At 67.3% G+C, this 24539-nt stretch carries 24 protein-coding genes; 9 read left to right on the top strand and 15 right to left on the bottom strand.

Annotated features, from left to right (window positions below; translation table 11 throughout):
* Positions 1-27 precede the first annotated feature (27 nt).
* Both ABS767_RS00810 and ABS767_RS00805 read left to right on the top strand, forming a co-directional pair.
* On the top strand, positions 28-771 hold the full coding sequence (locus tag ABS767_RS00810) for an NUDIX hydrolase (RefSeq protein WP_408076462.1): 744 nt from the start codon (positions 28-30) through the stop codon (positions 769-771).
* Positions 768-1499, top strand: a complete 732-nt coding sequence (locus ABS767_RS00805; protein ID WP_408076461.1) for an extensin-like domain-containing protein — start codon at positions 768-770, stop codon at positions 1497-1499. The genes ABS767_RS00810 and ABS767_RS00805 overlap by 4 nt, the downstream gene beginning before the upstream one ends.
* 18 nt (positions 1500-1517) lie before the next feature.
* Here ABS767_RS00805 and ABS767_RS00800 read toward each other — a convergent pair whose 3' ends face one another.
* Positions 1518-2069, bottom strand: coding sequence for a hypothetical protein (locus ABS767_RS00800; RefSeq protein ID WP_408076460.1), 552 nt, complete (start codon positions 2067-2069; stop codon positions 1518-1520).
* Positions 2070-2522: 453 nt separating this feature from the next.
* Here ABS767_RS00800 and ABS767_RS00795 point away from each other — a divergent pair, with 453 nt between their 5' ends.
* Positions 2523-3065: a CHAP domain-containing protein gene (locus tag ABS767_RS00795; protein ID WP_408076459.1), complete on the top strand. Its 543-nt coding sequence runs from the start codon at positions 2523-2525 to the stop codon at positions 3063-3065.
* Position 3066: 1 nt separating this feature from the next.
* Here the strand turns inward: ABS767_RS00795 and msrB are convergent, their stop codons facing one another.
* A complete protein-coding gene (gene msrB, locus ABS767_RS00790; RefSeq protein ID WP_408078628.1) occupies positions 3067-3555 on the bottom strand; it encodes a peptide-methionine (R)-S-oxide reductase MsrB in 489 nt (162 codons plus the stop codon).
* 131 nt (positions 3556-3686) lie between these two features.
* Between msrB and ABS767_RS00785 the strand changes: the two genes are divergently transcribed.
* Positions 3687-3947 (top strand): hypothetical protein, encoded by a 261-nt coding sequence (locus tag ABS767_RS00785; protein WP_408076458.1) that lies wholly within the window; start codon positions 3687-3689, stop codon positions 3945-3947.
* Here ABS767_RS00785 and ABS767_RS00780 read toward each other — a convergent pair.
* Positions 3934-5163, bottom strand: coding sequence for a cytochrome P450 (locus ABS767_RS00780; protein ID WP_408076457.1), 1230 nt, complete (start codon positions 5161-5163; stop codon positions 3934-3936). The two genes, ABS767_RS00785 and ABS767_RS00780, sit on opposite strands and share 14 nt — an antisense overlap.
* Positions 5164-5320: 157 nt before the next feature.
* Between ABS767_RS00780 and ABS767_RS00775 the strand changes: the two genes are divergently transcribed.
* Both ABS767_RS00775 and ABS767_RS00770 read left to right on the top strand, forming a co-directional pair.
* Complete coding sequence (locus ABS767_RS00775) at positions 5321-6316, top strand: LLM class flavin-dependent oxidoreductase (RefSeq protein WP_408076456.1); 996 nt, start codon at positions 5321-5323, stop codon at positions 6314-6316.
* Between the two features lie 58 nt (positions 6317-6374).
* Positions 6375-6554, top strand: coding sequence for a hypothetical protein (locus tag ABS767_RS00770; RefSeq protein WP_408076455.1), 180 nt, complete (start codon positions 6375-6377; stop codon positions 6552-6554).
* A gap of 6 nt (positions 6555-6560) precedes the next feature.
* Here ABS767_RS00770 and ABS767_RS00765 read toward each other — a convergent pair whose 3' ends face one another.
* From ABS767_RS00765 to ABS767_RS00755, 3 genes are all read right to left on the bottom strand, one after another.
* A complete protein-coding gene (locus ABS767_RS00765; RefSeq protein WP_408078627.1) occupies positions 6561-7937 on the bottom strand; it encodes a sensor histidine kinase in 1377 nt (458 codons plus the stop codon).
* Between the two features lie 73 nt (positions 7938-8010).
* Positions 8011-8685: a response regulator transcription factor gene (locus ABS767_RS00760; RefSeq protein ID WP_408076454.1), complete on the bottom strand. Its 675-nt coding sequence runs from the start codon at positions 8683-8685 to the stop codon at positions 8011-8013.
* Positions 8686-8712: 27 nt separating this feature from the next.
* Entirely contained in the window at positions 8713-9021 is a 309-nt protein-coding gene (locus ABS767_RS00755; RefSeq protein ID WP_408076453.1) for a hypothetical protein, read from the bottom strand.
* A 126-nt stretch (positions 9022-9147) separates the two neighbouring features.
* Between ABS767_RS00755 and ABS767_RS00750 the strand changes: the two genes are divergently transcribed.
* Positions 9148-10926, top strand: a complete 1779-nt coding sequence (locus ABS767_RS00750; protein ID WP_408076452.1) for an ABC-F family ATP-binding cassette domain-containing protein — start codon at positions 9148-9150, stop codon at positions 10924-10926.
* A 4-nt stretch (positions 10927-10930) separates the two neighbouring features.
* Here ABS767_RS00750 and ABS767_RS00745 read toward each other — a convergent pair whose 3' ends face one another.
* From ABS767_RS00745 to ABS767_RS00730, 4 genes are all read right to left on the bottom strand, one after another.
* Positions 10931-11821: a diacylglycerol/lipid kinase family protein gene (locus ABS767_RS00745; RefSeq protein WP_408076451.1), complete on the bottom strand. Its 891-nt coding sequence runs from the start codon at positions 11819-11821 to the stop codon at positions 10931-10933.
* Between the two features lie 36 nt (positions 11822-11857).
* Complete coding sequence (locus ABS767_RS00740) at positions 11858-12874, bottom strand: sensor histidine kinase (RefSeq protein ID WP_408076450.1); 1017 nt, start codon at positions 12872-12874, stop codon at positions 11858-11860.
* 90 nt (positions 12875-12964) lie between these two features.
* A complete protein-coding gene (locus ABS767_RS00735) occupies positions 12965-13450 on the bottom strand; it encodes a hypothetical protein (RefSeq protein ID WP_408076449.1) in 486 nt (161 codons plus the stop codon).
* Between the two features lie 13 nt (positions 13451-13463).
* A complete protein-coding gene (locus tag ABS767_RS00730; RefSeq protein WP_408076448.1) occupies positions 13464-14285 on the bottom strand; it encodes an ATP-binding protein in 822 nt (273 codons plus the stop codon).
* A gap of 57 nt (positions 14286-14342) precedes the next feature.
* On the opposite strand from ABS767_RS00730, the gene ABS767_RS00725 reads away from it, so the two are divergent.
* Positions 14343-14792 carry a hypothetical protein gene (locus tag ABS767_RS00725; protein ID WP_408076447.1) on the top strand — a complete coding sequence of 150 codons (450 nt, stop codon included), beginning with the start codon at positions 14343-14345 and terminating at the stop codon, positions 14790-14792.
* Positions 14793-14797: 5 nt separating this feature from the next.
* On the opposite strand, the gene ABS767_RS00720 is transcribed toward ABS767_RS00725, so the two are convergent.
* The 4 genes from ABS767_RS00720 to ABS767_RS00705 are packed head-to-tail and all read right to left on the bottom strand — an operon-like array spanning position 14798 to position 21674.
* On the bottom strand, positions 14798-16843 hold the full coding sequence (locus tag ABS767_RS00720; protein WP_408076446.1) for a tetratricopeptide repeat protein: 2046 nt from the start codon (positions 16841-16843) through the stop codon (positions 14798-14800).
* Positions 16844-16889: 46 nt separating this feature from the next.
* On the bottom strand, positions 16890-18251 hold the full coding sequence (gene prsR, locus ABS767_RS00715; protein WP_408076445.1) for a PEP-CTERM-box response regulator transcription factor: 1362 nt from the start codon (positions 18249-18251) through the stop codon (positions 16890-16892).
* Positions 18248-20281, bottom strand: a complete 2034-nt coding sequence (prsK, locus tag ABS767_RS00710) for an XrtA/PEP-CTERM system histidine kinase PrsK (protein ID WP_408076444.1) — start codon at positions 20279-20281, stop codon at positions 18248-18250. The genes prsR and prsK overlap by 4 nt, the downstream gene beginning before the upstream one ends.
* 4 nt (positions 20282-20285) lie before the next feature.
* On the bottom strand, positions 20286-21674 hold the full coding sequence (locus ABS767_RS00705; RefSeq protein WP_408076443.1) for a TIGR03013 family XrtA/PEP-CTERM system glycosyltransferase: 1389 nt from the start codon (positions 21672-21674) through the stop codon (positions 20286-20288).
* A 160-nt stretch (positions 21675-21834) separates the two neighbouring features.
* Here ABS767_RS00705 and ABS767_RS00700 point away from each other — a divergent pair, with 160 nt between their 5' ends.
* Positions 21835-22905: a mannose-1-phosphate guanylyltransferase/mannose-6-phosphate isomerase gene (locus ABS767_RS00700; RefSeq protein ID WP_408076442.1), complete on the top strand. Its 1071-nt coding sequence runs from the start codon at positions 21835-21837 to the stop codon at positions 22903-22905.
* Here ABS767_RS00700 and ABS767_RS00695 read toward each other — a convergent pair.
* Positions 22871-24487: a DUF6311 domain-containing protein gene (locus ABS767_RS00695; RefSeq protein ID WP_408076441.1), complete on the bottom strand. Its 1617-nt coding sequence runs from the start codon at positions 24485-24487 to the stop codon at positions 22871-22873. The two genes, ABS767_RS00700 and ABS767_RS00695, sit on opposite strands and share 35 nt — an antisense overlap.
* Positions 24488-24539 lie beyond the last annotated feature (52 nt).

The raw sequence follows: 24539 nt of genomic DNA, 5'->3' as shown, positions 1-24539 counted from the left end.
GCCTCGCTCCCCATACACCCGTCGCCGATGTCCGACGCGCTCACCCCTATCCCCGCCGCCACGCTTGTCCTCTTTCGCGAACGGGCGGAGGGTTCGCCGCAATTGTTGATGGTCGAGCGGTCGGCGACGATGCGCTTTGCGGGCGGGGCGGCGGTGTTTCCCGGCGGGCGCGTCGATCCCGGCGACGTTGCCTTTGCGGCGGTGCTGGAGGGCGAGCGCGACGACATGGCCGCGCGCGTCGCGGCGGTGCGCGAGACGATCGAGGAGGCGGGGGTCGCGATCGGGGTCGATCTGGCCGATCCGCGCGCGGCGCAGGATGCGCTGTATGCGGGAACGTCGCTTGGCGAGGTTCTTGACGGAGCGCGGTTCGATCCGTCAGCGCTGGTGCCATTCGCGCGATGGCTGCCGCATCGGGGCGTGTCGCACCGCATCTTCGACACACGTTTCTATCTCGCGCGCTGGCCCGATGGCGCGCCCGAGCCGGCGGTCGACGGCAACGAGAATGTGCGGCTGTTCTGGGCGAGCGCGCGGGCGGTGCTGGCGCAGGCGGATGCTGGACGGACGCGGATCATCTTTCCCACGCGGCGCAACCTTGAGCGGCTGGCGCAGTTCAATAGTTTCGCGGATGCGGTGGCCGACGCGCGCGCGCACCCGATCGAGACGATCACCCCCTGGCTTGAGGACCGCGCCGGCGTGCCGCATCTCTGCATCCCCGAAGGACTTGGCTATCCGGTCACGGCGCAGGTTGCGGCGTCCGCGCTGCGCGGATGAAGGCGCTGCGCCATCTGACCGGCGCGATCGTCGTGACCGCGCTGCTGCTGACGCTGGCGCTGCTCGCCTATGCGATGCTGCGCAACCGGCCGCAGGACCTGCCCTGGACGCAGCTCGACCTCGGCCAGCCCATCGGGATGTTCACCGGGCGCAAGCTGACGGCGCTGACGGAGGATTTTCCGGCCTGCCGCGCCGCGCTCGACAAGGCTGGGGTGCGCTATACCGTTCTTCCGGAGCGGAGCGGGGGCGAGGCATGCGGCTATCGCGACGGCGTACGGTTCGCGGCGGGCGGGCCCCGGCGGATCGGGTTCGCGCCGTCGGATCTGGGCGTGTCCTGCTCGGTCGCCGCGGCGCTGGCGGTATGGGAATGGAATGTGGTCCAGCCCGCTGCGCAGCGCATCTTCGGACAGCGCGTCGCCGAGATCGAGCATTTCGGAAGCTACAACTGCCGCCGCATGTACAATCGCGAGGGCGCGAGCTGGAGCGAGCATGCCACGGCCGATGCAGTGGATATCGCCGCGTTCCGGCTTGCCGACGGGACGCGGATCACGCTCGTCGGCGACTGGGCGGGGGAGGGGAAGAAGGCGCAATTCCTGCGCGCGGTGCGCGACGGCGGCTGCGATCTGTTCGCAACGGTGCTGTCACCCGATTACAATGAAGCGCACCGCGACCATTTCCATCTCGACCAGGCCGAGCGGGGCAGGATGGGGTGGCGGGCCTGCCGTTAGCCAGGCCCGCTCGAACGCCTAGTTGGGCAGCGCGCCGGCTTCAACCTTTTCCACCCATTGCGGGTAGAAGGCCGGCTGGCGGTTGGACCAGCCCGACGCGGTCGCGGCGGCTTCGCTGATCGACTGGAGCAGCTTGCGGCGCAGGTCCGGGTGGAGATGCGGCAGCGCGGCGGCGGCGCAGAAGGCTGCGGGCAGCCACGGGCGAACCTCCGCACCGACCAGCCGCTCATAGAGGAAGCGATACGCCGAGAAGCTGGTCAGACGCCCCTGCGACAGGTCGAACGCGGAAATGGTGATGAGCGGTGCCATGAACGGCTCCATCGCATCCAGCCCGCTATCGTCGGGCATGAGCGCGCGGATTTCGGGCAGGCGATTATACATGTGCGCCTGGGCGCGAATGCTTGCTGCCTCGACCACGTCGCGCGACCAGCGCTCGAGCGCGTCGTCGCGATCCAGTCCGATGTCGAGCGCGCGGCGGACATAGCGCTGCGTCGCCGCGGGAAAGCCCGCAAATTCCTTCATCTCGGCCAATGTCATCGCGCCTTCGGCCGGTTTACTCCTTGCACTCATCTCCAAACTCCCACCCCAGGAACCCCGATGCGGATCATGCCCCAACATGGTTAACGGGAGCCTTAACCCCGCGTCGTCCCGCGTTAAGCATCCGACCACAGCTTCCGTTGCGTTGCAACATAGGTTGCGGCGAACCGATTGATGCGTTCGAGTTCGGAGGAAATGCGCGGCATTTGGGCAACAAAATGCTGCGCGGCTGTAACGACCTCCCCGATCCCATTCTGAATAATCGGCTGATATACCTTAGAGGATCGGGTCGGGATGCGGTCGTACGCGGCGTCCTTTTGCCGCGGTCCGACACCCTCCCTCCACAACGATATTGAGGCGGGGCAGACCTGTTCCGCAGGTCGTCGCCGCGACGAAACAGTTCATCGGATATCGGCGGGGTGGGGGTAGGCCAGGTGCGACCGATCTGCCAATCACCATCCTAAGAGATCGGGGAAGGGGATTTCCATGATGTTCCGAACGCTTGCAGCGCGTTTCGCGCTGATGGCCGCGCTTTGCCTGGCGACCATCGCACCTGCCCAGGCGCAGTTCTGGCAGTGCGTTCCCTATGCCCGCATGATCTCCGGCGTCGAAATCTACGGCAATGCGCACACCTGGTGGGCGCAGGCCGAGGGCAAATATGCACGCGGCCATGAGCCGGTCGAGGGTGCGGTAATGTCGTTCCAGGCGACCCAGCGCATGCGCCTCGGCCACGTCGCGATGGTGTCGAAGGTGTTGAGCGACCGCGAGGTCCTGCTCACCCACGCCAACTGGTCGCGCCGCGGCGGGGTCGAGAAGGACGTGATCGCGGTCGACGTGTCCGAGGCGGGCGACTGGAGCCGGGTCAAGGTGTGGTTCGCATCGAACAACGGGCTGGGCAGCTCGACCTATCCGGTCAACGGCTTCATCTATGCCGACGGCGCTCCGACCGAGGATGAGGCGTTCCCGCGGATTACCATCGCCGCGGTCGACCTTTCGCAATTCGGCGTCGAGACGTCGCTCCAGAAATAAGTCAGGCCGGGCGGAACGTCAGCGCTAGCCCGTTGATGCAGTGCCGCTTGCCCGTGGGGGGCGGGCCGTCGTCGAAGACATGGCCGAGATGGCCGCCGCAGCGGCGACAGATCACCTCGTTGCGGATCATGCCCAGCGACACGTCGCGTTTCGTGCGCACCGCATTGTCGAGCGGCGCCCAGAAGCTCGGCCAGCCGGTTCCGCTCTCGAACTTGGTCTTCGAAGCGTAGAGCGGCAGGCCGCACCCGGCGCAGGCGAAGATGCCGGCGCGCTTTTCCTTGTTGAGTGGACTGGACCAGGGCCGTTCGGTCCCTTCCTGTCGCAGGATGCGGTATTGCGCTGGGGTCAGCCGTTTGCGCCATTCGGCATCGGTCAGCGTGAATTCGAAGCGCTGGGCGGCCGCCTCGCTCTTTTCCGAGCTGCAGCCGATCGTTCCCAGCACGACGCCCGTGCCCAGGACTCCCATAAATTGGCGGCGATGAACGTGCATGATTTTCCCTTCCATCACCGAAAGATACGTAGCCGCGCCGCCAATGGTTTCAGATCGTGCGACGAAACGGAGCGGGAACCAAGTGCGCGCACGCGCTTTCATGCCAGGCGGGGGCAGTGGCGAGAAAACACATGGCGTTCCAACAGCTTGACCCGCCCATTCCCGTGCAGGTGATCGACAAGGGCAAGGGCTATGCCTTTGCCGTGATCGACTATGGACCCGAGCACAACCTGATCTGGGTCACCGCGCTCGACGACAATGGCGAAATCTGGTGCGCGCCCAATCCGCTGGTGCGGATGCAGGCGAACTGGACGATGGGGCGCAAGCGCCCGCCTGCCTTCAATCCGGGAATGGACGCCTGTCTGTCGGTCGCGCCGGTCAGTAGCGGCTGAGCTCGACCGGCATCTTCTTGTAGCCATGGACGAAGCAAGCGGAGACGCGCTCCGGCTCGGCGACCACGTTCGGACGTAGCCGCCGCTTGGCCATCTCCTCCATCAGCACACCGATCTGCAGTTCGGCCAGACGTGCGCCGACGCACCGGTGGATGCCATGGCCGAAGGCGAGGTGCCGACGCGCGTTGGGACGATCAACGATGATGTCGTCGGGACGTTCGAACATCGTCTCGTCGCGATTGGCCGAGAGGTACCAGAGGACGAGCTTGTCGCCCTCACTGATCTTCTGCCCCATCAGCTCGGCGTCCTGCGTCGCGGTGCGGCGCATATGCGCGAGCGGGGTCTGCCAGCGGATGATCTCCTGCGTCGCATTGGTGATCAGCGACGGATCGGCCTCCAGCTTGGCGCGCTCGTCCGGGAATTGCTCGAGCGCCCAGGCATAGGCGCTCATCGAATTGCGCGTCGTGTCGTTGCCGCCGACGATCAGCAGGATCAGGTTCCCCAGGAACTCCATCTGGTCCATCTCCGCCATCGCATCCGAATGGATCATCATCGAGATAAGGTCGGGGGTCGGGTCCTTGCCGACCTTGCTGTTCCACAGCGCGCCGAATTCTGAGGCACACTGGAACAGGATCGCGCGACGCTCCTCCTTCTTCACCGGGTCCTTGGCGATCTCGATATCGCCGGCCCAGTCGGACCAGTAGGTGAGCTTGCGCCGCTCCTCCCACGGAAAGTCGAACAGCAGCGCCAGCATCTGCGTGGTCAGCTCTATCGAGACGCGATCGACCCAGTCGAACGTCTCGCCGACCGGAAGCCCGTCGAGAATCTCGGCGGTGCGCTGGCGGATGTCGCCGGTCATGCGCACCATCTCGCTCGGCGTAAAGGCCGGCGCGACGGTGCGGCGCTGCCCGGTATGCTTGGGCCGGTCCATCGCGATGAACATCGGCATCTTGATGTCCTCGGGCATCAGGTCGGCGACGGTGATTCCGCCCGCCTGGCTCGAATAGAGATCGGACAGCGATTCGACCTCGACGATCGGTTTGTAGGTGGAGATCGACCAATAGGGGCCGAACGCACTGTTCTCGCAGCGATAGACGGGCGCTTCCGCCCGCAGCTGGCGGAACGGTTCGTGCCAGATGTCGTCGCGATAGAGTTCGGGGCGGGTCACGTCGAGCGGATCGACCGCGGGCGCGGCTTGCGAAGCGACTGTGGCCATGACGTTACTCTCCCGACTTCTCTTTGGCAGGCAGAGTGAATTAACTTACAGATATGTCAATAGTGCTGAGACCGACCGCTCCGCGGGGAGGATTTGTTGGCGGGCCGCTAGGCTTGCTTGAGTGGCAAAATGCAACGCGCCTTCCCATCTTTCGGTCATGACAGCCTATTCCCTGCTCGACCTCGTTCCGATCCTCGAGGGTGGAACTGCCAGCCAGTCCTTTGCCAATGCCGCCGATCTCGCACGCCACGCCGAGGCGGAGGGCTTTTCCCGCTATTGGGTTGCCGAACATCACGGCATGGCCGGGATCGCCAGCGCGGCGACGGCGGTGGTGATCGCGCATGTCGGCGCGGCGACGTCCACGATCCGCATCGGTGCAGGCGGCATCATGCTGCCAAATCACGCGCCGTTGGTGATCGCCGAGCAGTTCGGCACGCTCGACGCGCTGTTCCCCGGGCGCATCGACCTGGGGCTGGGCCGCGCGCCGGGAAGCGACCAGAAGGTGGCGCGCGCGTTGCGTCGGACGCTCGAAAGCAGCTCGGACGCCTTCCCGCAGGATGTGCTCGAGCTGCAAAGCTATTTCGCCGATGACGGCCAGACCGGGATCCGCGCGGTGCCGGGTGGCGGGGCCAATCCGGAAGTGTGGATACTCGGCTCCAGCCTCTATGGCGCGCAGCTCGCTGCGGCGCTGGGGCTCCCCTACGCCTTTGCCTCGCACTTCGCGCCCGGGGCGCTGGACGAGGCGCTGAGCGTCTATCGCCGCAACTTCCGTCCGTCCGCCGTACTAGAGAAGCCGCACGCGATGGCGGGATTCAACGTGTTCGCCGCGGACACCGATGCCGAGGCCGAACTGCTCGCCACATCGATGCAGCAGGCGTTCGTTGCGCTGCGCACCACCGGGACCGGAGTGCCGCTGCCCCCGCCGGTGCCGGGCTATCGCGACAGCCTGCCGCCGCAGGCCCGGATGATGCTCGACCATGTCCTCGAATGCACCGTCGTCGGCGGGCCCGGCGCCGTCCGTGACGGCCTCGCGCGCTTCGTCGAGCGGACCGGGGTGGACGAGGTGATGCTGGTCAGCTCGATCTTCGACCATGGCGCGCGCAAGCGCAGCCTGACCATCGCGGCGGACGCAATGCGCCATCTCGCTGCCTGAAACCTGCCGGAATCGCAGCGCACCACGGCAGCAACAGGGGCCGGAAGGGAGAATGACGATGCCACCGTCAACCGTCTCCGCACGCCCGGGCGTCCGATGTCATCTCGGCATCCATCGCCCGCGCCGTCGCGACCGTCCCGGGCGCGGGGAGCATGAAACGCAATGCCGTGACTGCGGTTGCGACCTGGTGCTGAGCCCGGTGACCGGGCGCTGGCGCTTTTCCGGCGTGATGGGCTGACGCTGTTCAGCCCGTCGCTGCGGGCAGCTGCAGGCGCACCAGCAATCCGCCCAGATCCTCGCTCTCCTCCAGCGTGACGGTGCCGTCATAGATTTCGGCGACGTCGCGCACGATGGCGAGGCCGAGACCAGTTCCGGGCTTGCCGGTATCCAGCCGCACGCCGCGGTCGAAGATGCGGATGCGGTCGGCCTCGGGAATGCCGGCGCCGTCGTCCTCGATCATGATCTCGACGAATCCTGCCTCGACGCCGACGGTCACGAACACGCTGCCGCCGCCATATTTCGCGGCATTCTCGACCAGATTGCCCATGATCTCGTCGAGGTCCTGGCGCTCGATATGCGCGACCAGATCACGGGGTCCGTCGGTGTCGATGCGGACATGGGGATAGAGCCGCGAGACTGCGCGTTCGACCGAATCCACGCTGAGCCAGACCGGCGCGCGGCTGTGAGCCGACCCGCGCCGCCCGACCGCGCGGGCGCGGGCGAGATGGTGGTCGACCTGCCGCCGCATCGTCCGCGCCTCGCGCACCACGGTGGTGGGAAGATCGTCGGACTGCGCCGTTGCCGCATTCATGATGACGGTGAGCGGGGTCTTGAGCGCATGCGCCAGATTTCCCGCGTGGCGGCGCGCCTCCTCCGCCTGCTTGTCGTTATGCGCGACGAGCGCGTTCAGTTCCTCGACCATCGGGGCCACCTCGGCGGGCATTGCCCCCTCGATCCGTGGCGATTCGCCGGTGCGCAGCCGATGGATCGCGAGCCGCAGCTTGCGCAGCGGCAGGAGCCCGTACCAAGTCTGCAGCGCCGCCATGACGATAAGGCCCGCGGCAAGCAGCACGAAGCTGCGCACCAGCGTCTTGCGCAGCGCGGCGATCTGCGCGTCGAGCACCTCGCGCGTTTCGGCGACCTGAAAGCGCCAGCGGATCGGCGAGCCGGGAAGCCGCACATCGCGTTCGACAACCCGCAACTGCTGCTCAAACTGGCGCGAGTCGTAGGTGTGGAGTTCCTGGTCGATATGGGTGCGCGCGGTGTCGAGCCGGCGATCCCACAGCGAACGCGAGGCGAACATGTCCACCCCCTTGCCGCTGACCTGCCAGTAGAGTCCGGAATAGGGCTCCAGGAAGCGCTGATCCCCAAGCGCGCGATTGAACGCGACTTCGCCATTGGGATCGATTTCGGCCGAAACGATCATCGACGTCAGCAGATATTCGAGCTGAGTATCGAAATTCCGAGTGATCGCCCCGGTCAGCACGCGGTCGAGCGCGAACCCGCCGCCCGCGAGCAGCAGCGTGATCCACGCCGCCGCGATCAGGATCATGCGGCGGCCGAGCGATCCGGTGATGCGCGTATAGCCACGCGGCGCGGGATCGCCGGGGCGGGGCTGCAGCGGCTGCGCCGCGTCCCCCTGCGTCCGGTGTACGAACGGAAAGACGCGGGTCAGGGTCAGCCCGAGCGGAAGATCAGGCACCGGCCTCCGCCGGTTCCTCGAGGCTGTAGCCGAGGCCACGGATCGTCGTGATAACGTCGGCGCCCAGTTTCTTGCGGATGCGCGTCACGAACACCTCGATCGTGTTCGAATCGCGGTCGAAATCCTGGTCGTAGATATGTTCGATCAGCTCGGTGCGGCTGACCACCTTGCCCTTGTGATGGAGCAGATAGGACAGGAGTTTGTACTCCTGCGCGGTCAGCTTGACCGGGTCGCCGGCTTTGGTGACCTTGCCCGATCGCGTGTCGAGGCGGATGTCGCCCGCGATCAGCTCGGCGCTGGCATTGCCCGATGCGCGGCGGATCAGCGCGCGCAGGCGGGCGATCAGTTCCTCCGACTGGAAGGGCTTGGCGACGTAATCGTCCGCGCCCGCGTCGAGCCCGGCGACCTTGTCCGACCAGCTGTCGCGCGCGGTGAGTACCAGCACCGGCGTCGACTTGCCCTCCTTGCGCCAGCGGTCGAGCACAGTCAGGCCGTCGATCTCTGGCAGGCCGAGGTCGAGCACGATCGCGTCATAGGTTTCGGACGAGCCGAGAAAATGCCCTTCCTCGCCATCGCTCGCGGTATCGACCGCATAGCCGGCGCCTTCGAGCGTCGCCTGCAGCTGGTTGCGGAGATTGGGTTCGTCCTCGACGATCAGAACGCGCATCGGTCTTTCCCTCTTTTTATCGCTGGCTCAACCGCCCGACCGGCTCATGACCTGGCCGGTGCGGCCGTCGACGTCGACCCAGATGACATTTCCATTGCGCAGGAACTTCAGCGTGTAAATGCCGGTTCCCGCATCGAAGTCGAAGCCCAGATATTGCGCGCCCTTCTTGATCATATACGGGACCACGCGCGCCTCGATCGCGCGCAGCGGCAACAGCCGCCCCTGCATCCGCCCCTCGCGCGCAGCTTCCTGGTCGCTGCGCCGATCCTGCGGCGAAGCGTGCAGCGGAGCCGCAGCGGCGGCGAGCAACGCGCCGAGACAAAGAACGCCAACCATCTTCATGACAGGGATGGCATAGGGTCGGCGCGTTGAACAGCCCGTGAATGCGGCCGAAAGCCAGCTGTAAGCATGGCGGCGGTTGCCGCTTGCCCGGATCGCCGTGCCGCCCTACCTGCCCCGGCCATGGCTGCTCCCGTTCTCTCCTACGAAAAATTGGGCCTCGTCCAAGGCTCCGGCTGGCTGTTTCGCGAGCTCGACATCCATATCGGCGCGCGCGACCGGCTGGCGCTGATCGGCCGCAACGGGGCGGGCAAGACGACGCTGCTCAAGCTGATCGCGGGCCAGATCGACAGCGACGAAGGGCGGCGGACGATCCAGCCCGGCACGCAGGTGGTGATGCTGGAGCAGGAGCCGCGCATGGCGGGCTGCGCCACACTGATGGATTATGTCCTGTCCGGCGACGACGCGCCGGCGCGGCATGAGGCGGAGGCGATCGCCGATCAGCTGGGCATCGACCTGTCGCGCGAGGCGGCAACGGCGTCGGGGGGCGAGCGGCGCCGCGCCGCGATCGCGCGCGCGCTGGCGCAGGACCCCGACGTGCTGCTGCTCGACGAGCCGACCAATCATCTCGACATCCATGCGATCGAATGGCTCGAGGAATGGCTGAACCGGTATCGCGGCGCGTTCGTCGTGATCAGCCATGACCGCACGTTCCTCACCCGCCTGACCCGGCAGACCTTGTGGCTCGACCGCGGATCGATGCGCCGCGCCGAAGTCGGGTTCGGCGGGTTCGAGGCGTGGACCGATCAGGTCTATGCCGAGGAGCAGCGCGCAGCGGAAAAGCTCGATGCCCGCCTCAAGCTCGAAGAGCATTGGCTGCAGCGTGGCGTCACCGGGCGGCGCCGGCGCAACCAAGGGCGGCTAACCAAGCTGCTTGAGATGCGCGCCGAACGCGCGGCGATGACCGGGCCGCAGGGCGCGGCGAACCTGACCACCGCGGCCGCCGATTCGAAGACCAAGGTAGTGATCGACGCCAAGCACGCGTCCAAATCCTATGGCGACCGCACGATCATTCGCGACCTGACGCTGCGCATCACGCGCAAGGACCGGATCGGCATCGTCGGCAAAAACGGCGCGGGCAAGTCGACGCTGTTGAAATTGCTGACCGGCGAGATCGAGCCGGACAGCGGCACGGTGACGCGCGCGAAGACGCTCGACCCGGTGAGCATCGACCAGCAGCGCAGCCGGATGCAGCCGGAAAAGACCGTTCGCGACGTCGTTGCCGATGGCGGCGAGTGGATCGACGTGCTAGGCAAGCGCAAGCATATCCACGGCTATCTCAAGGAGTTCCTGTTCGCGCCCGAGATGGTCGAGGCGAAGGTCGGGACGCTGTCGGGCGGCGAGCGCTCGCGCCTGCTGCTCGCGCGCGAATTCGCGCGGCCGTCGAACCTGATGGTGCTCGACGAGCCGACCAACGACCTCGACCTCGAAACGCTCGACCTGCTGCAGGAAGTGATCGCGGACTATGACGGCACCGTGCTGATCGTCAGCCACGATCGCGACTTTCTCGATCGCACGGTGACGATGACGGTCGGCCTCGACGGGTCGGGGACGGTCGACATGGTGGTCGGCGGCTATGCCGACTGGGAAGCCAAGCGGAAGGTGCGGACCGAGGCGAAAAAGGCGGCGGTGAAGGCCGCGCCGGTCGCCGAGGCGCCAAAGGCGAAGACCAAGCTCAGCTACAAGGACCAGCGCGATTACGATCTGCTGCCCAAGCGGATCGAGGAACTGGACGCCGCGATCGCACGCGACGAGGCGCTGCTCGCCGATCCGGATCTCTATGCCAAGAACCCCAAGAAGTTCGACACGCTGATGGCCGCGATCGCCAAGGCGCGCGGCGAGAAGGACGCGGCCGAACTGCGTTGGCTCGAACTGGCGGAAATGGCGGAAGGGCTGGGGTGAAGCCCTAGGGGGGCACCACCACGTCGATCGCGCGCTCGGCAACCCGTACGGTGACCGGCACCCGTGCCAGTACCTCGCCGTCGATCGAGATGCTGCGGCGGGGGCGGGCGTCGAGCTTCAGCTCCTTGCCGCGAAATTCCTCCACCAGCTTCTCGCGGCTGCGCAGGCGGAAGAAGCGGGCATACCAGTCCCAGGCGAGGCGCCAGCGGTTGCGGCCGGTGACGACCTGAATCAGCATCTCGCCGCTGTCGAGGCTCGCCTCTTCGCTCATCACCACGCCGCCATGGAATTTGCCGTTGAGGATGCGCACCTCGCTCGCCCACATCCGGTGCGGGCCGCTGTCGTCGGTCACGGTCACGCGGAACGGACGAAAGCGGGTGAAGCACCAGAGCGCCCAGGTGAGATACCCGACGCGTCCGAGCCATTTCTTGAGATTGTGCGGCACGCTTTCGCCGATCATCGGCGACAGTCCCATCGCGGCGGCATTGGCGAAATAATCGTCGTCGATCATGCCCAGATCGACGCGCCGACGCCTGCCGCTCACGATCGCTTCGACCGCGCCGTCGATATCCAGTGAAAGGCCGAGGGTGCGCGCGAAGCTGTTGGCGGTGCCGAAGGGCAGGACGGCGAAGACGACGTCCTTTCCGACGACATCGTCGACCACGCCGGATAGCGATCCGTCACCCCCGCCCACGATCACCATCGGCGCGCCGCTGCGCACCGCTTCGCGCACCTTTTCGTTGAGTTTGGAGGGATCGCGCACGGGATGCGCGCCGATCAGCTCGATCCCCGCTGCTTCGATCTTCTCGCGCGCCTGATCGAACAGCGCAGCGCCCCGCCGCGATTTGGCGTTGACGATCAGGACGGCCTGGCGGGGGATGGGAAGGTTCGGCACGGGAGCAGAACGATCCGGACGGCGCCCGGGTCCGTGCTACTGGACGATTTCCAGTGTCGCGACCGTTCCTTCCGGCCCGCTGTCGATCCGCAGCTCGCCGCCGGCCTGGCGGGCGAAGGCCTCCGTCAGCCGCTTGCCCAGCCCGCCGTCGCGTCCCGCTTCGAGCCGTTCGGGCGGCATCCCGATCCCGTCGTCGCGCACGATGAGCCGATAGCCGCGCGCATGCTGAGTAAATCGGATCTGGATCGACCCGGCATCGCGTCCGACAAAGGCGTGCTTGGCGGCGTTGGTCGCCAGTTCGTTGACGACCAGCCCGATCGCCACCGCGCGGTCCCGCGGGAGCCGCACGGTATCGGACGCGCAGTCGAGCGTGATCGACGCGCCCAGAAACAGCGTGTCGGAGAGCGCGCTGCACAACTCGGCCAGATAGGTGGCCATGTCGACCGTCCCCGGCGTCTCCCCGCTGCCGAGATAGAGGTGCCGGTGCGCGCGCGCGATGCTCTCCACCCGGGCAAGCGCAGCGGTCAGCGCCTCGACCGTCGCCGGCTCGGTGGACCGGCGGCGTTGCAGGTCGAGCATCGACGTCACGATCATGAAGTTGTTCTTCACGCGATGGTCGAATTCGGCGAGATAGAGGTTGCGCGCGGCGAGCTCCGCGTCGCGCTCGGCGGTGGCGGCGCGAACCGCCATGCGGAACAGCTCGGCCAGCGCGACGACCAGCGCGTAGGACACCGTATTCACCACCGTCCGCGGCATGTCGGCGGGATTGGCGAAGACGAAGCTGCTCGCCTCGGGCAACAGGAAGTACCACGAGTAGAGCACGGTGAGCGTCGCCGCGATCAGCCCCGCCTGCCACCTGCCGAACAGGGTAGCCAGCATCACCATCGGGTAGCCGATCGCGAACGGGCCTGCCCCGAACGAAAAGGCATCGATCAGCGAGCGGATCATCGTGCCGGCGCCGGCGCAGACCAACCCGCAACCGACCTGCGTCGCCCATATCGGCAATGCAGGCGCGAGACGATCAGGAAGGTCGAGTTGGCCGATCCGTGACATGGCCCGCAGATGGCTGGAACTTCCGCTGCAAAGTCAAGAACTGCGAGCGGTTAACTGATCTGGATCAATAACTTCGTTGCGCTTGCGTGTTCAAAACAGAAGTGCGCGCTCGTCGATATCGCGAAACAGCGGCAGGTCGAGAGTTGCGGTATCGGACCAGCCGACGTGAAACACGTCCTCGAAATACCACCGGTCGTGATCGCCGTCCGACTTGGCATTGCTGCGAAAGGTCAGGCGCTGGCCGAACGGAAGGCGGGCGATCCAGCCGGCGAGATTGGGCCGGTGCGGCGCGCGGTTCCACACGCTGAACCGCAACTGGAGAAAGTCTCCGTCGACCCGGCGCTCGACCGGGATGCGCCAGTCCTCGGTCCTGGCAATCTCGTGCATTGCCTCGTGCGGGGCGAAGCGATCGACCGCGCGATAGTCGATGCGGTGGTACCAGCCCGGCTCGCTGTCGAAGGGCGCGCACAAGGGGAGGGTGCGGGGCAGCGCGTTGCGGATTGCGGCCCCGGGCATCCCGCGCGTCGCCTTGTCCCAGTGGAGATGGAAATGCTGGATCGCCAGCCTGCCCTTCACCGACGCCTGCCCTTCATAATCGCTTGCCGCTTCGTCCTGCGAGGTCGACGATATACTGCCATGCCACCCGGCCCGAACGGCTGCCGCGTCGCGTCGCCCAGTTGATCGCGTCTGCTGCGTCGAAGGGCAGATCGTGGTCGGTCGCATAGGTTCGCACGATCGCGACATAGGTATCCTGATCGATCGCATGGAAGCCGAGGCTCAACCCGAAGCGGTCGGCGAGCGCGAGATTGTCGTCGATGCTGTCGCGCGGGTTGATCGCGCTCGATTGCTCGGCGATGTCGCGCGGGATCAGGTGGCGGCGGTTCGATGTGACGAACAGCCGCGTGTTGGCCGGGCGTGCCTCCGCGCCGCCCTCAAGCAGCGAACGCAGAGCGCGCCCGTCCGATGCCGCGTCGAACCCCAGGTCGTCGAGAAACAGCACGAAGGCGCGCGGCGCATCGGCAAGCAGCGCGAAGAGCGCGGGCAGGCTGTCGAGCGCATCGGCCTGCGCCTCGACCAGCGCGATCTCGTCGCCTTCGTCCTGCACCGCCGCGACAGCCGCCTTGCTCAGCGCCGACTTGCCCGTCCCGCGCGCGCCCCACAGCAGCACGTCATGCGCCGGAAGCCCCCGCGCCAGGCGACGTACATTCTCGACCAGCGCTGCCTTTTGCGAATCGATCCCGACCAGTTCGGCAAGCGGCAGCGGAGCGAAGGCGCGCGCGGGCTTGAGCACTCCACCTGAAACGCCCTTGTGCCAGACATAAGCGGGGTAAGTCGAAAGGTCCGGCGGGGCGGGCGGCGGCGGCGCAAGCCGTTCAAGCGCGGCGGCGATGCGGTCGAGCGGATCGGTCATCGGCCCGAGGGCTAGGCGGTGGTGCCGGACTTGGCAATGCCGCTTGGATGAGCCACCATGAAGCGGATGAATGGCGAGGAATTCCCGCTCTGGATGATTGCCGGTGCGTGGGGCTGGATCGTCCTGGTCGTCGGAATTTCCGCACTCTATCGCAAAACGAACGGCAAGCCGATCATCCCGCGCTTGCCCAGCGACGCGCTCTACTGCGAGCGACGCGCATCGGGTCGCTGGGCAAACAACGCTCTGATGGTCGCGGTGACGAAGGACACGTTGAGCGTAACCCCATATTTTCCGTTCACCCTGGGGTTTCTGCCCGAATTCTATCGGCTCGAGCATTGCATTCCACTGAAGCGGATCCGCAGCGTTACCGTTCGTCCCTCGGCCTGGGGTATGAACGCCGTGATCCGCTACGGACCCGAAGAGCGCACGCTCAAGCTCAAGCTGCGCAATGCCGACGCCTTCGCAAATGCTCTTGCGGGGGCGGGGGTGCAGCTGATCCGGACATGATTCGGCTAGGCCAGTCGCGCTAGCAGCGCCTCCGCCGCGCCCTTGTCGGTGAAGCCGGGGATCGCGAGCGCCGATCGCGTCTCTGTCACCGCTTCGGCGTTGCGCCCGGCATCGGCATAGGCCTGCGCGAGCTGCCAGCGCAGCATCGGGTGGCGCGGTGCGAGCGCGACCGCCTTGCGCAGCAGCTCGATCCCGCCGGCATGATCGCCGCCCTGCGTCAGCGCCCAACCCATGGCCCCGGCAACCGCGGGATTGGTCGGGGCGATGAGATAGGCCGCCTCGGCATATCGGGCGGCGCGGTCGGGTTCGCCCGCGCCGGCATAGGCGAAGGCCAGCTCGGCGAGCAGGGCGACATCGCGGTTGCCGGTGCGCAGGCGGATCGCCTCCAGCGAATCGATCGCCGCGTCGAAATCGCCCGCCGCCGCCTGCCAATGCGCGGACAGGCGCAGCGCCGCGAGGTTGAGCGGGTTTTGCGAGAGGAACAGCGCCAGCGTGCGCGACGCCTCCTGCCGCTGGCCCGACCGGTCGAGCGCTTCGACGAGGCGCAGCATCGCGGGTTCGTTGAAACGGATGCCGGCGGCGGTCTTGTACCAGGCGACCGCCTCGTCGGGGCGCTTGAGCAGCATCAGCACGTCGCCGACCATGCTCGCCGAGGCGGGCGCGCCGGGATTGCGGCGGGCAATCTCCTGCGCCTGTGCCAGCGCTTCGGAGCCCCGCTTGTCCTCGATCAGGCCGCGCAGCAGCGGGATCGTCGCATCGGGATCGTCCTGCGGCCCGCGCGCCGCCGCCGCGGCAAGGACCGGAAGCGAATCGTCCGAGCTGAACCAGCCCGCGTCGTCACGCACCGGCAGGGCGGCGCGGTCGAAATAGCGTGCCGCCTCGGCGCGCTGGCCGATACGCTCATAGCCGCGCGCGACCAGCGCCAGCGCATAGCTGTCGGCATCGCCGCGCGCCACGACTGGCCGCAGCACGTCGATGCCGTTTTTCGACGCGTCGGACCGCAGGAACGCGGTTGCCAGGAGCTTGCGCGCGCCGATGTTCATCGGTTGCAGGCTGACCAGCCCGCGCAGCTTCTCGATCGCGCGCGCATAGGCGCCTTCCTCCAGATCCAGCGCACCGCCGAGCAGCAGGCCGCCCGGCAATTGCGCCACGCCGGGGCCGGCGCGCTGCAGCAACTGTCGCGCGAGATCGAACTTCTGCGCACGCGCGGCGAGTACCGCCTGAAGATACAGCGCCTGCGGGCTGCGCGGACGGACTTCCATCGCGCGGCGGGTATAGGCCAGCATCTCGCGCGTTCGCCCCGCATCGCCCAGCGTCGCGGCATATTGGATCAGCGTGGCGTGGCGATAGGGATCGCGTTTCAGCGCCGCCTCGAACCAGGGGAGCGCGGCGGTCAGTCCGAACTGCACCCGGACGAGTTCCGCGCGCAGCAGCAGCGCGTCGGTATTGCCCTTGTCCAGATCGACCGCGCGGGTTCCCGCCTCGATCGCGCCGACAATGTCGCCGGCATTGAAGCGGAACCGCCCGAGTTCGCTCCAGGCGTCGGCGCTGGTCGGCGCCAGGCGGACGGCGGCCATTGCCGCCTCCTGCGCGGCGGCAAGGTTGCCGCCCGCCACATAAGCGCGGGTCTGGACGCGCAGCGCATAGAGCCGGTCAGCCAGCGGCGCCTTGCGGCTTTCGATCAGCGCGCGGCGCGGATCGCCCTGGAGCAGGATCGCATGGGCCAGCAGTGCATGCGTGCGCGCGGGCGCTACGCCGCTGTCGATCGCGCGCCGGATCGATGCCTCGGCCGCGATCCCTTCGTCGAGCATCAGATTGGCGCGGGCAAGGGCGAGGTGCGCCTCGCCCCAGGTCGGATCGGCGCGCACGGCGGTAAAGGCCTGGCTGCGCGCGGCGGAGGCGTTGTTCGCCTTGAGATAGGCGTCGCTGCGCGCCAGTGCTTCGCGCGCGGCCGCAGGATCGGGGCGGTCGGCGATCACCGATCGGAATGCCAGGATGGCCACCGCGAAGGCGCCGATGCACAGCGCGAAGACCAGGACGCGGCGGAACATCGGTCCGCGACGCGGCGCGGATCGGCCCGAGCGGCGGCGGCGGGGTTCAGGGCTGGAGGTCATAGGCCCTCATCAAATCGTACAGGGTGGGTCGGCTGATGCCCAGCAGGCGGGCGGTGCCGGAGATATTGCCCTCTGCGCGCTGCAGCGCGTGGCTGATCGCGCGGCGGTCCGCCGCTTCGCGCACCGCCTTCAGGTTGATCGGTTCGGGACCGTCTCCGGGCGCAAGATCGAGATCGGCGGCGGTCACCTGCTTGCCATCAGCCATGATGACCGCCCGCTTCACGCGGTTTTCGAGCTCGCGGACATTGCCGGGCCAATGCCAGGCATCGATCGCGTCGAGCGCGTCGGCTGCAAGCGTCTTGCCGCCGAGCTTCATCGCCGTGGCGTGCTTGTGGAGCAGGTGGCGCGCGAGCAGTCCGGCATCGCCCGGTCGCTCGGCCAGCGCGGGGATTCGCACGACGATCTCGGCCAGGCGGTAGTAGAGGTCTTCGCGGAACGTCGCTGCCGCGACCATCGCGTCGATGTCCTGATGCGTCGCGCACACGACGCGGGTGTCGACCGCGATCGGCCTGCGCCCGCCGATCCGCTCGATCACCCGCTCCTGCAGGAAGCGCAGCAGCTTGACCTGCAGCGGCAGCGGCACGTCGCCGATCTCGTCGAGGAACAGGGTGCCGCCCTGCGCCTGCTCGATCTTGCCCTCGGTGGTCTTCACCGCGCCGGTAAACGCGCCCTTTTCATGCCCGAACAGCTCGGATTCGAGCAGGGTTTCGGGGATCGCGGCGCAGTTGATCGCGACGAACGCACCTTTGCGCCCGCTCGCCTCGTGCAGCCCGCGGGCGAGCAACTCTTTGCCGGTTCCGCTGGCGCCGAGCAGTATCACGGAGACGTCGGCTGGCGCGACCCGTTCGATCGTGCGGGTCACCTTGAGCATCTCGGGCGCGCCCGTGATGATCCCGCCCAGAGCGGGGCCGCTGGCGGTATGCGCGGCGAGACGCTGATTCTCGGTCTCGAGCGCGTGGACGTGAAATGCGCGTGCGACGATCAGGCCCAGCGCGTCGATATCGATCGGCTTCTGATAGAAATCCCACGCCCCCATCGCGATCGCGCGCAGCATCGATTCGCGCGCGCCATGGCCCGAGGCGACGATCACCTTGGTATCCGGCTTGAGCGCGAGGATGGTTTCGAGAAGCGCGAATCCCTCGCTCGTCCCGTCGGGATCGGGCGGAAGCCCCAGGTCGAGCGTGACGACGGCGGGCTCCTCCGCGCGAAGCGCCGCAATCGCGCTCTCGCGGTCGCCGGCTGTGAGGATGTGATAGCCGTCATAGGCCCAGCGCAGCTGGCGCTGCAGACCGGGATCATCCTCGATGACCAGCAGCTTGGGGAGCGGGGCGGTTTTGTCGGTCATGCGGCGGTTCCAAACAGGCTGGCGTCGGTGCGCGCAGCGGGCAGCGTCACGCGAAAGCGGCTGCCGCGTCCCTCGGCACTCGACACCTCGATGCGTCCGCCCATGTCCTCGGCGAGCTTGCGTGCCTCGAAGGCACCGATGCCGAACCCGGCGGACTTGGACGAGACGAAGGGGCGAAACAGCTTTTCGCGAATGAAGGCGGGCGACATGCCGCAGCCCTGATCGATCACGTCGATGGCGATCTCGTCGTCGAGCGTCGAAATCGCGAGCGTGACGCGCGCGCCGGGCGGACTGGCCTCGACCGCGTTCTGAATGAGATGGCCGAGCACCGTTTCGAGCCGCACCGGGTCGGCAATCGCGATCGGATCGCCCTTGCCGGTCACCTCGACCGGGTGGATCGCTTCGCGCGATCGCGCGATGCGGCGGAGCAGCGGCAGGACGGGAAGCGCGACGGGCGGTTCGGTCTGGGCGCGATGATGCTGCGACAGGCGCGCGAGCATATCGTTCATCCGCCCGGCCGAATCCTGCAATGTCGCGACCATGTCGGCACGGAAGTCGGGGTTGTCGGCGTGCCGTTCGGCGTTGCGCGCGACGAGGGTGAGCTGGCTCACCAGATTCTTGATGTCGTGCATGATGAAGGCGAAGCGGCGATTGAACTCGTCGAACCGTTCGGCCTGCGCCAACGCCTCCTGCGCGCGTTCCTCGGCCAAGTAGCTGGCGAGCTGGCGACCTGCGGCCTTGAGCAGGTCGAAATCTTCCCAGTCGAGCGCGCGCGGCACCGGCGGGCGCGCCAGCACGATCGCGCCGGCGAGCCGGGCGTGGTGCGGCAACGGGACGACCACCCATGCCTGATCCCATGCGCGGATCGACGGCGGCACCGCATCGGCGCCTTCGCCGGTATCGAGTTCAATCACCATGGCAGAATCGATCCGGTCGCCCTGCCAGCTCTCGCCGTAACCGAGCGGAAGATCGGCGCGTGCGATATTCCAGCCCGCGCCGACGGTGAGGGTCGAGCCCTGCGGCACCAGCAGCACGCCGGCGGGCGAGTCGGTCAGATCGGCGAGCGCCTTGACGATGCGCTCGTCGAGCGGCGCGCTGTCTTCCGGACCGCCGAGCGTCTCGGTGAAGCGCATCCATTCCGCGCGATAGTCATAGCGATGGCGGAACAGGTGCTTGGCCAGCTTCACCTTGATCCATGCGCGCAGCCACGAGCTGGAAATCAGCGTCAGGATCGCGGCGGTCGATCCGAACACGAAGGCAGTCTGAAGCAGCCGCGCATTGGGTCCGCCGATCGCGGCGAGCGCGCTGTTGGCGGCGGCGAGCAGCGCGACGTAGAGCGCGACCGCGACCAGCCCCAGCGCCTGATAGGCGAGCGTGCGCGAAATCTGCATCGGCCCTTCGCCGCGGCGCTGCAGCCCGGCCCCGATCGCCGCCGCGATCAGCAGGATGGCGAATCCGCGCACGGCGATCAGCTGAAGCGGCCAGCTCGCCGTGAGCCAGGCGACGCACAGCAAGTTGGTATCGACCAGCCACATCGCCCCCAGCGCGAGCACGATCGGGCGCGCGCCATTGCCGCTGCGCGGCCGGAGCGAAGCGTCGAGGCTCTGGACCAGAAGCAGCGCGGCAATGGCGGCAAGCATCTTGAGCTGGATCGCGGCGTCGAGCACCGGGCGGGGCAGCCCGGTCGTCGCACCGATCGTGTCGAGCACCAGCGCGATGAGGATTACCACCGCGACGACGCCATAGACCGTGCCGATCGCGGCGGGCGGGCGCTGGATCGGGCCGTGGCGATACACCGACACCATGAAGCCGAGCCAGCCGAGATTGCGTGCACCACCGGCGATCTGGGTGACGAGATCGCTCTCGCCGATCCCGGCGACCGCGAGCGCCCAAAGCGCGGTCAGCGCGAGCGCGGCGATGAACGGCCCGCGCGGTATCCCGGGCGTGGCGCTACGCCATGCCCATAGTGCCAGCGCCCCGAACAGCAGCGCCGCGAGTGCGTGGCCCCAAAGGATCAGCGTTGCCGCCATCGTCCTAGCGCGCGCCCTCCGGGAACAGCACCACCCGCAAGGTCTGGAGCAGGATCAGCAGATCGAGAAAAGGCGAGTAATTCTTCGCGTAATAGAGGTCGTATTCCAGCTTTTGCCGGCTGTCCTCGATCGACGCGCCATAGGGATAGTTGATCTGCGCCCAGCCGGTGATGCCCGGCTTCACCATGTGGCGCTCGGCATAGTAAGGGAGCTGCTGCTCCAGATCCTCGACGAATTGCGGGCGTTCGGGCCGCGGGCCGACAAAGCTCATCTCGCCCTTGAGCACGCTCCAGCATTGCGGCAGCTCGTCGATCCGCACCTTGCGGATGAAGCGCCCGACGCGGGTGATGCGCGGATCGTCCTTCTCGGCCCAGACCGCCTTGCCCGCGACCTCGGCATCCTGACGCATCGAGCGCAGCTTGAGGATGTCGAAGCCCTGGCCGTACAGGCCGACGCGGCGCTGGCGGTAGAAAGCCGGACCCCGGCTTTCCAGTTTCACCGCAATCGCGCCAAGCACGATCAGCGGGAGCGTCAGCGCGAGCAGCACCAGGCTGGCGGCGATGTCGAACAGCCGCTTGAACATGCTCGACAGCATCCGTCCCGACGAGAAGCCGTCGGAGAAGATCAGCCAGCTGGGATTGACCGACTGGAGATCGACGCGCCCCGTCTCGCGCTCGAGAAAGGTCGAGATCTCGTTGACATGGACGCCGGTGGTCTTGATCCGCAGCAGATCCTTCAGCGGCAGCGCGTTGCGGCGTTCCTCGAGCGCCAGCACGACCTCGCTCGCGTTGAGCAGCACGACGTGGTCGGCTAGGTTGTAGATCGCGTCCCGCGCGATCGCCTCCGGGATCACGCGATTGGGCTCGCTCATCGCGACATAGCCGACGACGACGAACCCCGATCCCGGCTTTTTCGACAGCACCTTGAGCCGTTCGGCCCGCGCGCCGGCGCCCAGCACGACGACGCGTCGCTTGAACACTTGGCTGCCCAACGTCTTGCCCAGCAGGATGCGCAGCGCGAACAGCGCAACCACCGATGCCAGCATCGCGTAGAGCAGGTTCGAGCGCCAGAAGGTGAGCGCAGGGACGAGGAAGAACAGCACCGAGAGGAAGATCGTCCCCAGCGACACCGCGACCAGCAACCGGGCGGTGGCGACGCGGATCGACTGCAGCGCGTCGGCGCCATAAACCCCGACCGCGATCATCGCGAGTTCCAGGCTGGCGGCAAAGCTGACGATCTGGGGGATGCGCGTGTGGAAGGGCTCGATCGCCATGCCGATCTGGTGCGCGCGATAGATCCAGCCGAATTCCGCCGCGCCCAGCAGCAGCGCGATATCGAACAGCGCGAGCAGCAGCACCGCGTTCGGGATATAGTGTTTGAACAGGCGGATCATGACCGCAAATCCTAGCCAGCGAGTGTAAACAAATCCGACACCGTGCCGACCGTGTCGGATAAATTGACGAAGAAATGCTGAACGGGCGGAAACCCCAGCCGCGATAAGTGTTTGGCGGGTGTGCCGCGTGCCGCTACGCCGGGACTGAAAAGAGGTATTGATGCCCCGTACCGATGCGATCGTGCCCGTGATCCTTTCCGGCGGTGCCGGGACCCGGCTGTGGCCGATGTCGCGCCCCGAGCGACCCAAGCAGATGCTCCCGCTGACCGCCGAAGAGACGATGCTTCAGCTCACCGCGCGGCGGGCGCCGTCCGATGCCGGGTTCGCCGCGCCGATCATCGTCGCCAATGCGCTGCATGCCGACATGATCGTCGAACAGCTGGAGCAGACGGGCGCCGAGCCGCAGGCGGTGATCCTCGAACCCATGGGGCGCAACACCGCCCCCGCCATCGCGCTGGCGGCGGTGGCGGCGGGGGGCGGCGCGACGCCGCTGCTGGTGATGCCGTCCGACCATGTCATCGCCGACATCCCCGCCTTCCATGCCGCGATCGCAGCGGCGATGCCCAAGGTGGCCGAGGGGTGGATGGTGACGTTCGGGATCACGCCGGATCACCCCGAGACGGGCTATGGCTACATCCAGGTCGGCGAAGCCATCGGCGACGGCGTGCACAAGGTGTCGCGCTTCGTCGAAAAACCGCCGCGCGACGCCGCCGAGGCGATGGTCGCGAGCGGCGACCATGTGTGGAACGGCGGCATCTTCCTGTTCCGCGCCGATATCTTCCTGGCCGCGCTCGCCGAGCATGCGCCGGAGATCGTGGCGGCGGCGCAGACATCGATGAACCGCGCGATCCGCGAGGGAAACCGCATCTTGCCCGATTCCGCCGAATTTGCGCGCTCGCCGTCCGACTCGATCGATTACGCGGTGATGGAAAAGGCGGCGCAGGTCGCGGTGGTCCCCGTCGCCATGGGCTGGTCGGACGTCGGCAGCTGGGACGCCCTGCACGCGATCAGCGACTGCGACGGACAGGGCAATGCCTGTCGTGGCGATGTCGTGGCGATCGACGCGGTCAATTGTCTGGTCCGGGCGGGCGCGGGCAAGCGGATCGCGCTGGTCGGGGTGACCGACCTGATCGTGGTGGTCGATGGCGACGACGTCCTGATCCTGCCCCGCGGGCGCAGCCAGGAAGTGAAGCGCATCATCGAGGCGATGAAGGATCAGCCCGGAAAATGACGGCAACGCCGTCGAGGCGATATGCGCTGCCGACCAGCCGGGGCGGAACCGGCTCGCCGTCGATCAGGACGTAGAGGCGGCCGGGGACGAGAGTTCCGGCGCGGAAGCTTGCCGTCTCGCGCGCCTGTCTCCGCTCGGCTTCGATCGAAGCGCGCGCGGCATAGACACTGCGCACCGGCACCTGCGCGCGCGCCGCGCGCCAGGCGATTTCCTGAAACAGCGCGAGGTCGCGGGTGACGTCGGCCGGGACAAACGCAATGTCGCGTGACTGGCGGACCAGCCGATCCCATTCCGGCGCGCGCGTGCGGGCAAAGGTCGGCGCTGCCACCGCCGCGATCGTCTGGCTGCGCACCGCACGCGCCATCGGGGCGAGATCGGCGGCTTGCAGCACGGTCACTGCCAGCAGCGCCACCCCGGCGACGCGATCGGGCAGGCGATACGCGATCCGCAGCGCGGCCAGCACGGCGACATAGGCGACCGGCCAGAACAGTCTTCCCGAGGCGCGGATCGCATCGAGCGCGTTCGCGACCTCCTGCGGCAGATGCCAGCGCGGCAGCATGCGCCCGGCAAGGTCCGGATAGCTGCTGATCGCCAGCAGGGTAAGCACGACCAATGCGGGGACGAGCCAGACATAGCGCGACAGGCTGTTCGGCGCATCGGGGGCAGGGCGGGGCAGGCGGCGGATCGCCAGCGCGGCGAGCGGAAGCAGGATCAGCAGGCCGAGGCCGAGATACTGAAATCCCTCGAACCCGCGCCCCGGGCGTTGTTCGATCGCCGGCAGAAATGCCGAATAGGTGTCGACCCCCGGATTCCACAGCGCATCGAGCGGCATGGCGAACGCGCCGTAATTTCCCGAGGGCCGGTGCGATTCGAACACGCCCATGGTCCAGGCGACTGCCGCGACCATCGCGATCATCGCCAGCCCCTCGCCGAGCACCCGCGGAGCGGCGGCACGGTCCTTCCAGAGCCGCTCAAGCATCGCGCTGGCCCAGATCGCGCCGACCATGACGAGCAGGTAGCTGTGGATCAGCGCGGTGACCGCAATCAGCACCGCCCAGCCACGATTGGATCCCGAGCGTGCGGGATCGTCGAACCGCCAGAGCGCCCACAGGATCAGCCAGTGTGCCATCAGGTTCACATGGATGAAGCGGTTGAACAGCGTCGGCAGCGCGGCCAGCAGCAGCACGCCGCACCACAAGGTCAGCGGGTTGGGAGCATGGCGCCGCAGCAGCAGCCAGGCCAACACGACCTGCAGGATCAGACAGGCCAGGATCCACCACCCGATCAACTGGGTATCGGCGGGAAGCACGCCGCGCAGCGGAAATGCGATCAGGGCGAGCAGCGGATTGCTGTCGGTAAAGAGCAGCCCGGTCCCCTCGGGCGCGCCGAGCAGGCTGGTGCGCAGGAAGCCCGGCGCGGGATCGTGCAGCCAGGCGTGCAGGCCCAGCGCGTTCTCGCCATTGTCGCTGCCGTGTAGCAGCCAGCCGACATTGCCGATGTCGAGGATCTGCCAATGGAAGAAGATGCCGAACAGCGCGAGCGGCAGCAGGATCAGCGGTAGATGGGTCGGGGCGGCGCGCATCGGCCCTGCTGTGCAGCGATCAGGGTCAACAAGCCGTTAACCATGCGCTTCG

The organism is Sphingomonas plantiphila, assembly GCF_046000505.1.
GTDB lineage: Bacteria > Pseudomonadota > Alphaproteobacteria > Sphingomonadales > Sphingomonadaceae > Sphingomonas > Sphingomonas plantiphila.
The sequence above is the reverse complement of the archived record's forward strand: the minus strand, read 5'-3'. Positions and strand labels throughout refer to the sequence as shown.

Bases quoted from the DNA above. Each gene is read 5' to 3' on its own strand.
- ABS767_RS00810 (WP_408076462.1), top strand. From the start codon at position 28: ATGTCCGACGCGCTCACCCCTATCCCCGCCGCCACGCTTGTCCTCTTT.
- ABS767_RS00805 (WP_408076461.1), top strand. From the start codon at position 768: ATGAAGGCGCTGCGCCATCTGACCGGCGCGATCGTCGTGACCGCGCTG.
- ABS767_RS00800 (WP_408076460.1), bottom strand. From the start codon at position 2,069: ATGAGTGCAAGGAGTAAACCGGCCGAAGGCGCGATGACATTGGCCGAG.
- ABS767_RS00795 (WP_408076459.1), top strand. From the start codon at position 2,523: ATGATGTTCCGAACGCTTGCAGCGCGTTTCGCGCTGATGGCCGCGCTT.
- msrB (WP_408078628.1), bottom strand. From the start codon at position 3,555: ATGCACGTTCATCGCCGCCAATTTATGGGAGTCCTGGGCACGGGCGTC.
- ABS767_RS00785 (WP_408076458.1), top strand. From the start codon at position 3,687: ATGGCGTTCCAACAGCTTGACCCGCCCATTCCCGTGCAGGTGATCGAC.
- ABS767_RS00780 (WP_408076457.1), bottom strand. From the start codon at position 5,163: ATGGCCACAGTCGCTTCGCAAGCCGCGCCCGCGGTCGATCCGCTCGAC.
- ABS767_RS00775 (WP_408076456.1), top strand. From the start codon at position 5,321: ATGACAGCCTATTCCCTGCTCGACCTCGTTCCGATCCTCGAGGGTGGA.
- ABS767_RS00770 (WP_408076455.1), top strand. From the start codon at position 6,375: ATGCCACCGTCAACCGTCTCCGCACGCCCGGGCGTCCGATGTCATCTC.
- ABS767_RS00760 (WP_408076454.1), bottom strand. From the start codon at position 8,685: ATGCGCGTTCTGATCGTCGAGGACGAACCCAATCTCCGCAACCAGCTG.
- ABS767_RS00755 (WP_408076453.1), bottom strand. From the start codon at position 9,021: ATGGTTGGCGTTCTTTGTCTCGGCGCGTTGCTCGCCGCCGCTGCGGCT.
- ABS767_RS00750 (WP_408076452.1), top strand. From the start codon at position 9,148: ATGGCTGCTCCCGTTCTCTCCTACGAAAAATTGGGCCTCGTCCAAGGC.
- ABS767_RS00740 (WP_408076450.1), bottom strand. From the start codon at position 12,874: ATGTCACGGATCGGCCAACTCGACCTTCCTGATCGTCTCGCGCCTGCA.
- ABS767_RS00730 (WP_408076448.1), bottom strand. From the start codon at position 14,285: ATGACCGATCCGCTCGACCGCATCGCCGCCGCGCTTGAACGGCTTGCG.
- ABS767_RS00725 (WP_408076447.1), top strand. From the start codon at position 14,343: ATGAAGCGGATGAATGGCGAGGAATTCCCGCTCTGGATGATTGCCGGT.
- ABS767_RS00720 (WP_408076446.1), bottom strand. From the start codon at position 16,843: ATGTTCCGCCGCGTCCTGGTCTTCGCGCTGTGCATCGGCGCCTTCGCG.
- prsR (WP_408076445.1), bottom strand. From the start codon at position 18,251: ATGACCGACAAAACCGCCCCGCTCCCCAAGCTGCTGGTCATCGAGGAT.
- prsK (WP_408076444.1), bottom strand. From the start codon at position 20,281: ATGGCGGCAACGCTGATCCTTTGGGGCCACGCACTCGCGGCGCTGCTG.
- ABS767_RS00705 (WP_408076443.1), bottom strand. From the start codon at position 21,674: ATGATCCGCCTGTTCAAACACTATATCCCGAACGCGGTGCTGCTGCTC.
- ABS767_RS00700 (WP_408076442.1), top strand. From the start codon at position 21,835: ATGCCCCGTACCGATGCGATCGTGCCCGTGATCCTTTCCGGCGGTGCC.
- ABS767_RS00695 (WP_408076441.1), bottom strand. From the start codon at position 24,487: ATGCGCGCCGCCCCGACCCATCTACCGCTGATCCTGCTGCCGCTCGCG.